10 protein-coding genes are annotated in these 10,929 nt (G+C 36.6%); 6 read left to right on the plus strand and 4 right to left on the minus strand.

What is annotated here, in order from left to right:
• Positions 1-230: 230 nt before the first annotated feature.
• The gene (locus ACIQ2X_RS09440; RefSeq protein WP_396178681.1) at positions 231-2,519 is read left to right on the plus strand and encodes an outer membrane beta-barrel protein; all 2,289 of its coding nucleotides are present in this window, start codon (positions 231-233) and stop codon (positions 2,517-2,519) included.
• Between the two features lie 4 nt (positions 2,520-2,523).
• Positions 2,524-3,522 carry an OmpA family protein gene (locus ACIQ2X_RS09445; protein ID WP_396178682.1) on the plus strand — a complete coding sequence of 333 codons (999 nt, stop codon included), beginning with the start codon at positions 2,524-2,526 and terminating at the stop codon, positions 3,520-3,522.
• Positions 3,523-3,691: 169 nt separating this feature from the next.
• Here the strand turns inward: ACIQ2X_RS09445 and ACIQ2X_RS09450 are convergent, their stop codons facing one another.
• Together ACIQ2X_RS09450 and guaB are read right to left on the minus strand one after the other, a co-directional pair.
• Positions 3,692-4,939: an FAD-dependent oxidoreductase gene (locus ACIQ2X_RS09450; RefSeq protein ID WP_396178683.1), complete on the minus strand. Its 1,248-nt coding sequence runs from the start codon at positions 4,937-4,939 to the stop codon at positions 3,692-3,694.
• A gap of 173 nt (positions 4,940-5,112) precedes the next feature.
• The gene (gene guaB / locus ACIQ2X_RS09455) at positions 5,113-6,585 is read right to left on the minus strand and encodes an IMP dehydrogenase (RefSeq protein WP_396178684.1); all 1,473 of its coding nucleotides are present in this window, start codon (positions 6,583-6,585) and stop codon (positions 5,113-5,115) included.
• A 46-nt stretch (positions 6,586-6,631) separates the two neighbouring features.
• On the opposite strand from guaB, the gene ACIQ2X_RS09460 reads away from it, so the two are divergent.
• A complete protein-coding gene (locus tag ACIQ2X_RS09460; RefSeq protein WP_396178685.1) occupies positions 6,632-6,883 on the plus strand; it encodes a hypothetical protein in 252 nt (83 codons plus the stop codon).
• A 20-nt stretch (positions 6,884-6,903) separates the two neighbouring features.
• Here the strand turns inward: ACIQ2X_RS09460 and ACIQ2X_RS09465 are convergent, their stop codons facing one another.
• Positions 6,904-7,767, minus strand: a complete 864-nt coding sequence (locus ACIQ2X_RS09465) for a hydroxymethylglutaryl-CoA lyase (RefSeq protein WP_396178686.1) — start codon at positions 7,765-7,767, stop codon at positions 6,904-6,906.
• Between the two features lie 194 nt (positions 7,768-7,961).
• On the opposite strand from ACIQ2X_RS09465, the gene ACIQ2X_RS09470 reads away from it, so the two are divergent.
• A complete protein-coding gene (locus ACIQ2X_RS09470; protein WP_396178687.1) occupies positions 7,962-8,567 on the plus strand; it encodes a hypothetical protein in 606 nt (201 codons plus the stop codon).
• A 1-nt stretch (position 8,568) separates the two neighbouring features.
• Complete coding sequence (locus tag ACIQ2X_RS09475; protein ID WP_396178688.1) at positions 8,569-9,270, plus strand: DUF3307 domain-containing protein; 702 nt, start codon at positions 8,569-8,571, stop codon at positions 9,268-9,270.
• A gap of 1 nt (position 9,271) precedes the next feature.
• Here ACIQ2X_RS09475 and ACIQ2X_RS09480 read toward each other — a convergent pair whose 3' ends face one another.
• Positions 9,272-10,291: a quinone-dependent dihydroorotate dehydrogenase gene (locus ACIQ2X_RS09480; protein WP_396178689.1), complete on the minus strand. Its 1,020-nt coding sequence runs from the start codon at positions 10,289-10,291 to the stop codon at positions 9,272-9,274.
• Between the two features lie 290 nt (positions 10,292-10,581).
• Here ACIQ2X_RS09480 and ACIQ2X_RS09485 point away from each other — a divergent pair.
• Positions 10,582-10,929, plus strand: a 348-nt coding sequence (locus ACIQ2X_RS09485; protein ID WP_396178690.1) for a hypothetical protein, incomplete at its 3' end; no start/stop codon positions are given.

The following is a 10,929-nucleotide window of genomic DNA, read 5'->3' on the forward strand; positions in this document are numbered from 1 at the left end:
GTTTAAATACACTTTCATCCCTCACTATTCGATAGACAAATACTACTGTCCTTCACTATTCAAAATTACTTCAACACCCTCGACTGATCGACGATTCTGTTAAGCAGTTTAACTATTTATTCGCTTTAATTACAACAAAAAATCTTTCTAATTAGGCAACAGTAGTGACAGTAATTACTAGGTGATTTACTGTACAAAAGTTGCATTTTACAAATTTAAAATTGAATGCTATGAAAAAAATGATTACTATTTGTACTTTGGCTTTTTTAGGAGCGAAAGGAAATGCACAGATGAAAGACATCACGCTCACATTACAACCTACAGCAAGCTACAATTGGTTTGACAAAAACACCGCAATTGAGGATGGAATAATGTACGGTGGACGAGTTGGCTTCGGATTTGGTGAAGCTATCGAATTGAGAGCGATTTTTGAAAAGTCGGCCGATTTAAAAAATACCGTTGATGGTTTGAACTTTTTCTCCGATGATTTTGTAACCAATTTCAGCTCAAGAAGCGTTGATATTGAACGAATTGGTGGAGAGTTTAAAGCTAATATTCCTACAAGAGGCACTTTCGTACCTTACTTTACATTTGGTGCTGGTGTTCAAAAATTGGAAGTGGATATAGCTGCAATTGGAGCACCTGCCAATCAGCGGAAATCCGAACAGATTTATGCACAAGTGGGATTGGGCACCCAAATTAAATTGGGCGAGCGATTGTTTCTAAATTTAGAAGCCAAGAATACGGTTTTCAATATGAATCCCGCTTCGGTATTGTTTCAAGATGGACAAGACCAAGGCGATATCGAAAATTGGTTAAACGACAATCGAAATACTAGAATGTACAACTGGTCAGCTTTGGCTGGACTGCAACTGTACCTTGGAGGCAGAAGCCCTGAGGAAATGAGTGCCTTAGACGAAGCATATCGAAACAAGTTTTCGGGTGGACAAAGTGGTTTGAAACTAATAATCGAGCCTGTTGGTTCCTTTATAAACTTTGACAACGAGACAAACTTGCGTGATACCTATTTACTGGGAGGAAAAGTAGGTTTTGATTTGAACCAATATGTGGGTTTGAGAGGATATTACTATCAGTCGACTCGAAATGAAGAAATTTCTACCGATTGGGATGATTTGGCAATGTATGGTGTTGATTTTATTGCTAAATTGAATGTATCTCGTGGTTTGGTTCCTTACATCAACGTAGGTGGTGGATATTTAAATGTCAACACCAACAGTTATGTAGGAAAAAATGGTTTGACAGGTGCCACTTCAGGTTATTTTGCAAAAGGTGGATTGGGTTTAAACATTCCGTTGGGCAGAAATTTTGAAGTCTTTGGTGATGCCAGTTTGATGTTCACTTCGGATCGTAATTCGGACGATTTACAAAACACAATTTCACCAGAAGAATTAAGACAACATACAATGTATACGGCGGGAATTCGGTTTCAGTTAGGAAAAAAAGCGGCGGATACAGATAAACTTTTGAGAAATGAAGTAGATCAAAAAGTGGCACAAGAAACACAAATCTACCAAGATCGAATTGACCAATTGGAATCAGAACTTTCTCAGGCTTATAAAAACAACGATACGCAAAAAGCGGTAGCCATTATTGAAGAGAAAAAAGAATTAGAACGCCGAATTGAAACGAATCAAGAACCTAAAGCTGTTGTTCTAAAAGCAGAAAAATTGCAGGAATCACGCATTCAAATGACTCCTAAAGAGTTAGGAGAAATGATTGAGAAAGTGATCCAAGGTGTGGATGAAGAATCACGTAATCCTCAATCGATTGATGATCGAATGGATCGATTAGAACGTTTATTATTAGAAGTAAATTCAGGCGCTTATCGCGAAAATCTTTCGCCAATGCGTCAAGAAGACGCTTCGCAGCGTATTTTAGACAAACTGAACGAACTGGATCGCAAAATCGATAAAAACACCGAACGTATTAACAACTTAGGTGGAAATGTTCAAAATCAAGATAAAACTACGGTAATTACTACAGGCAGTCAACCAGCAACTATCGTTCCTCAAGTGGTGCAACAACCCGCTGAAACAAAAGTAACCACGGATGCAATCGGAACCACTTCACTTGCCTCTGAAAATCCAGAAAAAGCAGTAGCTACTGGTTTTGTAATGAACGAAGGATTCTCTGTTTTTACCGGTATTGCTGTTGCAGATGAGGTGGCAATGACCATTGGGGTGAGGGGAAACTACGCCTTTACGGGTTCGCCGTTCAAGTTTATGCCAGACGCCTATTTGGCTCCAGGAAAAAATACAGGATTTGGAATTAATGCCAATGTTGCTATTCCTTTTAGTGTAGATGCAGGCGTGATTTTAAATCCGTATGTGGGTGTAGGTGTGGGATACAATCAGGCGGCAGGACAAAGTACATTCAGCCCCAATTTAATTTTGGGAACTTCCTTTAATGTATTAGGAGGTAAACTTTTTGCAGATTACACTGCACACAATTTTATCGACATACACCGACTTTCAATAGGGTACAAATTAAATTTTTAATAAAATGGTACAAGAAAAAACATTAAGTAAAGTAAAAGCACTAATACTTTCGGTATGTATATTATTTTCAGCAAGTCTTTTTGCACAAAGCGAAACGACTTCTGAAAAAAGTACGATTGTAATGACCAAAACAGAACTGGATTCTTTTCTCACCGCAGTTGCTGAAGCACGACGAGCACAACTTAAAGAAAAAGAGAATAAACAATTGAAGCAAGAACTAGCCGATCTACGGTTGCTTTATCCAAAGCGTGCTTCCGAAACGTATAGAAGTGCCAACACTGTTTCTAATGAAGAAGTGCTCAGAGAATTGCGGTATTTGAATCAACGAATTGACAATTTAAATGTTAACAATACGATTCCAAACGCAAGAAAAAGTGACAATTCCACGGTTATATTGCCAGGGAATGCTGCTCAAAATGCGGGTTATGTTCCCAATACATCCAATTCTACAACGGTTATTCCGTCCAACAGAAGAACAATTGAGGCAATGCAGTTTACTATTGACTCATTAAAAAGGTTACAGACTATTGCTATTGTTCCTAAAAAAGATAATTCGCTAAGAGACACGTTAAGTTGGGTAAAAAACCGACTTGAAAATGTGCGACGACAGATGGATAGTTTGGAGCAAAAAATGAAAATCACCAAGAAAATTGTAGTTTCGACAGCAACGACTAAAGAAAATCGGGCCTACTTTAAACAACAAGTATTTTTTGACAATAATTCAGAAACGTTAAGTCCCGAATATTATAAAGACATTCAGGAATTGATCCAAATTTTACTAACCTATCCCGAAGCAAAAGTAATGCTCGAAGGTTGGGCAAGTCCATTGGGAAAACCTGATTACAACAAACAACTTTCGATGCGAAGAGCAGAATCAGTTGAACAGATTTTTATGGACGGTACTATTTTTAAAAATCGTATCTTAACATCGTTTAGAGGCGAGGACACCTCATCTTCTGCGGCACAAGCAAGACGTGTTGATATGTCGATTATTGTCAGGTAAATCAATGCTATTTTAGAACTTTAAAAAATATTTTACAGGAAAATAAAGGTTGTTACATTTAGTTACGAAGCAAAGAGCTGGTAAATCTTCTGATTTATCGGCTTTTTGTGATTTTAGGATTGAGAGTAAGTGCTGATTTGGTTTTAAAAATTAAATTTTAAAATAATTTTTAATCTTGAAAAACAGAATTTAACACTCCTAAAGCCGCTCGTTCACCGGCAAGCATCGCTGCATTTATTGATCCATTGAGCTGCACATCTCCTGCGAGAAAAATGGTCTCCGAAAACTGTGTTTCTTTCGGATTAATTTCATATCTCAAATCTTTAAGTTGTGGCAACGCTTTTGGAATGGCATAATGTTTTAAAAATCGTAAAGACGAAATACCACAATGCTTTTGCAATTCATTTTCTACTTGCTTTTGCAAATTTTCTGGATCTAATCCGTGGTTTTTTACAACAGTCACTGAGAGTAGTTCTTTACTTCCTACCGAAATTGATTGTAAACGGGTGTGGTAAAAAATATTGTTAATCAACGTGTTTGTATCAGCAATTAATCCAATTAAGGGTTGATGGATGGTTCGCTTTTCTGTTTCAAAATAAAGCGTGTCACATGATTTCCAAAGCTTAGATTGTATTGGTTTTTCCTTTAAAAAGGTGGTAGCTTCAGTAGCAATTATGGTAAAATGACTTTCTAATATTGTTCCATCTTCTAAAAATATTTCCTTATCCGTAACCGATTTCACTTTAGAGTTCATCAGAAAAGTAGTGTCCTTCAAATTATTTTTCAATTGTTGTGGAATGGCTTCAATACCTGCTTTTGGTAAAGCTGCGTTGCCTTCTCCAAACATTTTGTAGACAAATTCAAACATACGACTGGATGTCTCCAACTTGTTTTCTAAAAAAATTCCGCTAAAAAAGGGCTGAAAAAATTCGGAAATCATTTTTTCAGAAAACCCAAAATCAATCAAATAGGAATACGTTGTTTTCTCAGGTTTTGCGAAAATTTGGTTTAAAGATGTTTTCTTTAAAAGTAAATTCAGTTTTAGCACTTTAATTTTGTCGGCTATTGTCCCAATATTCGAAAACAAGGTAGGTACTAATAATGAAAATGCCCGTAATGGATCACCTATTACTTGTTGCTTTCCGTTTTTAAAAATTGCCGCACCGGGAAGAAACAGTTGCAATTCCAATGCTTGAAAATTCAAATATTTTTGAGCAGCGGGATACGCCGTGAGTAAAACCTGAAAACCATGGTCTAACTGATAACCATCCACAAGATCTGTTTTTACTCGACCTCCTACCCGACTTGTTGCTTCAATTATAACGGGACTAAATCCATTATCTTCCAAAACTTTGGCCGAGACAAGTCCGCTTACTCCTGCTCCAATTATATGAATTTTGTACTCTCGCTTTTTCATTTTTATTTTTTCGTGTTACAAATATACGAGGGGTAGCTAAAGTTCGCAACTTGTTGGGGATAAAATTAGATAGGGAAATTACCTACATAAATTTAGAATACATTATTTTACTTAAAAAAAATCAAAAAAAAGTCCGACAAATCTGCCGAACTTTTAAATCTTATAGTAGAAAATTATCGAGAATAATTAGGAGCTTCCTTGGTAATCGTCACATTATGCGGATGACTTTCATTGATTCCGCTGGCGGTGATGCGAATAAAACGGCCTGTATCTTGCAATATCGGCACGTCTTTCGCACCGCAATACCCCATACCTGCACGAAGTCCGCCGATGAATTGCTGCATACTTTCGTTCAATTCTCCTTTGTATGGAACACGTCCCACGATTCCTTCCGGAACTAGTTTCTTAACATCGTCTTCCACATCTTGAAAATAGCGGTCTTTAGAACCCTCTTGCATCGCTTCCACCGACCCCATACCGCGGTAGGATTTAAATTTCCGACCTTCAAAAATAATGGTCTCTCCGGGAGATTCTTTAGTTCCTGCTAAAAGTGAACCTAACATCACACAATCGGCTCCTGCGGCAATTGCTTTGGGAATATCGCCTGTATAACGAATTCCGCCATCTGCAATTACGGGAACACCTGAACCTTTTATTGCAGCTGCTACTTCTAACACAGCTGAAAATTGCGGAAAACCAACACCTGCTACAATTCGTGTTGTACAAATTGAACCCGGTCCGATTCCAACTTTTACGCCATCAGCGCCATTTTCGACTAAAAATCGGGCTGCTTCTGGAGTGGCAATATTTCCTACAATTACGTCGATTTGTGGAAATTTAGCTTTTATTTCTTTCAAAACATTCACTACACCTTGTGTGTGACCGTGAGCCGTATCAATGATTAAAGCATCCACGCCTGCATGGACTAAGGCTTCGGCTCGATGAACTGCATCGCCAGTTACACCAATGGCGGCGGCAACACGTAAACGACCATAAACATCTTTATTGGCAATCGGCTTTTGCGTGAGTTTGGTAATATCTCTAAAAGTGATTAATCCAACTAAAGTATTTTCTGCATTAACAACTGGTAATTTTTCAATTTTATGTCCTTGTAAAACGATTTCGGCTTCTGCCAAAGAAGTGCCTTCAGCAACGGTAACCAAGTTTTTAAAGGTCATAACCTCTTCAATAGGACGTGAACTGTTTTTTTCAAAACGCAAATCGCGGTTGGTAACTATTCCTTTTAATTTTTTGTTTTCATCAACGATTGGAATTCCGCCAATGCCAAATTCTTTCATGGCATTTTTTGCATCAGCTACTGTAGAATTTAGTGGTAAAGTAACTGGGTCAATGATCATGCCCGATTCGGCTCGTTTCACTTTTCTAACTTTAGTAGCTTGCTGTTCGATGGTCATGTTTTTATGCAAAACACCAATTCCACCCTCTTGTGCCATAGCAATAGCCATCGCGCTTTCGGTAACGGTATCCATTGCTGCTGAAACAATAGGAACGTTTAACGTTATATTTCGGGAAAATTTTGTTTGAATATTGACTTCTCTGGGAAGTACGCTGGAAAAATTGGGTACTAATAAAACATCATCGTACGTAAGACCTTCTCCGATAATTTTTGTTTGATGTGCAATCATTGCCTTTTGTAGTTGTGGTTTAATTGCGTGCAAATATACGTAAAAAATGGTTTCTTATAATTTATTTTTTCGAGGAATTGGGATTTTAATTCTGAAAACCAGATGGGTTAGTTTATACTGTATCCTAGCCCAGATGGAAATGGAAAGCCCGGAGGTAGAAAGCTTAGTTTTTACTGCCCAAAAAGAGCGACCAAAGAAGCTCCTTTTTGGGCTTGGAAAAACAAGCTTTTTGCCGAGGACTTGCAATGTACAGCTGGATAAAGCTCCTGAAAAAAACTTTATTTTATTTTTTGATTGATTTACTGATTTTGAAAATCGTTAATGATACTTTCCAAATAATTTGGTGGCTTCATTATAAGCACTTTCAAAACTCATCGGGCTGGTGTTGGTATCCGCTTTCTCTGCTGTAAAGTAAGAAAGTAACTTTTCGGTAGGCATGTTTCCTGTTAAATCATCTTTGGCCATCGGGCATCCGCCAAATCCTTGAATAGCACCGTCAAAACGATGGCAACCTGCTTTGTAAGCCGCATTTACTTTTTCGAACCATTTATCGGTCGTGGTGTGCAAGTGGGCTCCAAATTCGATTTGTGGATATTGTGGGATTAAATTTGAAAACAAGTACTCAATAATATCGGGCGTGGAGCTTCCCACGGTATCGGATAAAGAGAGTATTTTGACTCCCATATTGGATAATCGTTCGGTCCATTTTGCCACGATTTCTACATTCCAAGGGTCGCCATACGGATTTCCGAAACCCATAGAAAGATAAGCCACTACTTCTTTATTGGTTTTGTTTGCTATGTCCAAAATTTCCTGTAAAGTAACCAACGATTCGGCGATGGTTTTGTGGGTGTTTCGCATCTGAAAGTTTTCAGAAATAGAAAATGGATATCCTAGATATTGAATTTCAGAATGCAGTGACGCCATTTCGGCACCTTTTGTATTGGCAATAATTGCTAGAAGCTTGCTTTTTGTTTGTGATAAATCCAATTGTGCTAAAACTTCTGCGGTATCGACCATTTGAGGAATAGCTTTAGGGGAAACAAAACTTCCAAAATCAATACTGTCAAAACCTACTCGTAATAACGACTGAATATAGGCCACTTTTTCGGCCGTAGGGATGAACGATTTTATGCCTTGCATGGCATCACGTGGACATTCAATAATTTTGATTGACTTCATTTGCCAAAGATAGTAAAGAATTAAAATGTACGAAAACGATAGCGAAAAAAAAATATTACACAAAATGGTAATAAAACATAATATTACATAAAATGGTAATAAATTTAAATATTACACAAAAAAGTAATAAATAAGAATATTACATTTTTAAGTAATATACTTTTATTTTAGAAAAAAAAAACTAAATTTGAGTTATGAATTGCATCATTACAGGAGATATCAAAGGTTCCCGTAAGGCCAAAACTGTAAATTGGCTCGAGGGTTTGAAGAAAATTTTTTTACAATTGGGTAAAACGCCCTCAGACTGGGAGATTTACCGCGGCGACGAATTTCAGTTGGAAGTACAAAATTGCGAAGTGGCTTTACTCACCGCTTTTCAAATAAAAGCCTATTTGCGAAGCATCAAATTAGATGCTCGAATGAGTATTGGTTTTGGCGAAAAAACGTTTAAAGCCAAAAAAATTTCCGAAAGTAATGGAAGCGCTTTTGTACACTCGGGTTTGGGTTTTGAAAATTTAAAAAAGCAAAAAATCAATCTATCGGTCAATAGTTCTAATCCTGTTTTTGACAAAGAAATGAACTTGATACTGAAACTTGGTTTATCGTTTATGGACAATTGGCTGGCACAACCTGCTGAATTTGTATTAATAACAATTCAAAATCCGACACTTTCTCAGGAAGAAATTGGTTTAAAATTAGGTATCAATCAAGCCGCTGTAAGTCGAAGACGGAAACGAGCCAATTTTGATTTGGTACTGGAAATAAACAATGCCTTTGTAGAAAAATTAAAAATGCTTTAAAATGATCATCTTTATACAACTTTTTTTAGCACATCTACTTGGCGATTTCCTACTGCAGCCAAGCAAATGGGTCGTTGACAAAGAAAAAAAGAAAGAAAAAAGTATTTATCTATACATTCACATCGCGCTTCATATGGCGCTTATTTTAATTTTTGTAGCAAAAAAAGACTTTTTAATTTATGGAATTCTTTTGGCAATTTCACATGGAATAATTGATTTTATAAAATTGAAATTTCAAACCAGTAAAACAAAAAGAATTTGGTTTTCAATTGATCAAGTAGCGCATTTGCTGATGATTTTTATCACTGTATTACTTTACACCAAAACAACTATACCTATAAATGATATCAGTTCTCGTGTTTGGATTTTTAGTACTGGAATCGTACTATTGACCAAACCAACTTCACTATTTTTAAAAAACATACTTTCAATTTGGACACCTGAAAAAAAAGACAGCAAAGACGATTCCTTACAAAACGCGGGAAATTACATTGGGATTCTCGAACGGCTTTTTGTATTTTGTTTTATAACAACAGGACATTTTGAAGCAATCGGTTTTCTGTTGGCTGCAAAATCAATTTTCAGATTTGGCGATTTGAAAGAAGCCAAAGACCGTAAACTTACAGAATATGTCCTCATCGGAACATTATTAAGTTTCGGAATTGCAATGCTTGTTGGAATATTGGTTTCCTTCGAAATGTAATTTAAACCTTAGCAAGAATGGCTTTATTAATGGCTTTTACCAAAGCTGGTCCTTCATAAATAAATCCGGTATACAATTGAACCAAACTCGCCCCAGCCTCTAATTTCTCGATAGCATCTTGGGCAGAGTGTATACCACCTACTCCAATAATTGGAAACGAACGATTGCTTTTTTCGGATAAAAACCGAATGACTTCGGTAGCTCTTTTTGCCAAAGGCTTTCCAGACAATCCACCCATTTCTGACTTATTTTCGGATATTAAACCTTCACGCGAAAGCGTCGTATTGGTAGCAATAACTCCCGCAATTTTTGTGGAATTGATAATATCAATAATGTCCAACAACTGTTCATTTGATAAATCGGGTGCTATTTTGAGCAAAATTGGTTTGGGTTTCGATTTTAAGTTGTTCTTGTTTTGCAAGGTTTGCAGCAGTTGTTGTAAAGGCTCTTTGTCTTGTAAAGCACGTAAATTGGGCGTATTGGGCGAACTCACATTCACAACAAAATAGTCGACATAATCGTACAAAGCATCAAAGCAAATTTCGTAATCCAAAACGGCATCTTCATTTGGCGTTGCCTTATTTTTACCGATATTTCCGCCAATCAATACACCATTATTGTTCTTTAAACGCGCTACTGCTTCCAAAACTCCTCCATTGTTAAAACCCATTCGGTTAATAATGGCCTGATCCTCTTTTAAACGAAACAAACGCTTTTTAGGATTGCCTTCCTGTCCTTTGGGTGTTAATGTTCCAATTTCTATAAATCCGAAACCAAAATTGGAAAGTTCCTTGTATAATTTTGCGTCTTTATCAAAACCAGCCGCCAAGCCAACTGGATTTTTAAATTTCAAACCAAATACTTCACGTTCCAAGCGCGAATCGTTTACACCATACATTTTTTGAAACAAAAGTGACATCCCTGGAATTTTAGAGATTTTGCGAATCATCGAAAAAGTAAAATAGTGAACGTCTTCAGGATCAAAGTTAAAAAGAAGCGGTCGAATGAAATGTTTGTACATCGTGAGATTTTTTATCGTGCAAAAATAAGTAAAAGCAACTGTATCGATGTAACGTATTTATAAATAATATTTTGAATAAAGCACAATCCTTTTTACCTCCAATTACACGCTTAAAACTGCATTCCCACTAAGTGTGGCAACCTTTGCATTTAAAAAAGAAAAAAAATCTGCACATTTTATCTAAAAGTTTAAATATTATAATCTTAAAAAAAAGTAGTGTAAAATAATTCGAAGCAAACAGTCCCATCTTTGTACTATAGATTTAAAGAACGATAAATTTTACAAATACTATGAAAAAAACAGTAGTAACATTAGGAATCCTCGCTACGGTTTTAGCATCAACCTTTACAAGTTGCAAGGACGCCGAAACCAAAGTTAAGGACACACAAGAAAAGGTTCTGGACGCACGCGTGGACTTGATGGAAACCAAGAACGAAGCAACAGAAGCCTTGGAAAAATTTAAGTTGGATGTGTACGAACAAATCGCAACCAACAATAAAAAAATTCGTAATTTAAGAGTTAAGGAAATCAAAGGAACATCCAAAGAAAAAGAAGATTATACTTCTCGAATTGACGCCTTACAGATTAAAAACGAAGCTTTAAGTGCAAAATTAGAGGCTTATACGACTTACGACTCA

This window comes from Flavobacterium sp. (assembly GCF_044368625.1).
Taxonomy (GTDB): domain Bacteria; phylum Bacteroidota; class Bacteroidia; order Flavobacteriales; family Flavobacteriaceae; genus Flavobacterium.

What these genes read in the sequence shown, in the direction of transcription:
- guaB (WP_396178684.1), bottom strand. Translation starts at nt 6,585, where the DNA reads ATGATTGCACATCAAACAAAAATTATCGGAGAAGGTCTTACGTACGAT.
- ACIQ2X_RS09450 (WP_396178683.1), bottom strand. Translation starts at nt 4,939, where the DNA reads ATGAAAAAGCGAGAGTACAAAATTCATATAATTGGAGCAGGAGTAAGC.
- ACIQ2X_RS09465 (WP_396178686.1), bottom strand. Translation starts at nt 7,767, where the DNA reads ATGAAGTCAATCAAAATTATTGAATGTCCACGTGATGCCATGCAAGGC.
- ACIQ2X_RS09470 (WP_396178687.1), top strand. Translation starts at nt 7,962, where the DNA reads ATGAATTGCATCATTACAGGAGATATCAAAGGTTCCCGTAAGGCCAAA.
- ACIQ2X_RS09445 (WP_396178682.1), top strand. Translation starts at nt 2,524, where the DNA reads ATGGTACAAGAAAAAACATTAAGTAAAGTAAAAGCACTAATACTTTCG.
- ACIQ2X_RS09440 (WP_396178681.1), top strand. Translation starts at nt 231, where the DNA reads ATGAAAAAAATGATTACTATTTGTACTTTGGCTTTTTTAGGAGCGAAA.
- ACIQ2X_RS09480 (WP_396178689.1), bottom strand. Translation starts at nt 10,291, where the DNA reads ATGTACAAACATTTCATTCGACCGCTTCTTTTTAACTTTGATCCTGAA.
- ACIQ2X_RS09460 (WP_396178685.1), top strand. Translation starts at nt 6,632, where the DNA reads ATGGTTTCTTATAATTTATTTTTTCGAGGAATTGGGATTTTAATTCTG.
- ACIQ2X_RS09475 (WP_396178688.1), top strand. Translation starts at nt 8,569, where the DNA reads ATGATCATCTTTATACAACTTTTTTTAGCACATCTACTTGGCGATTTC.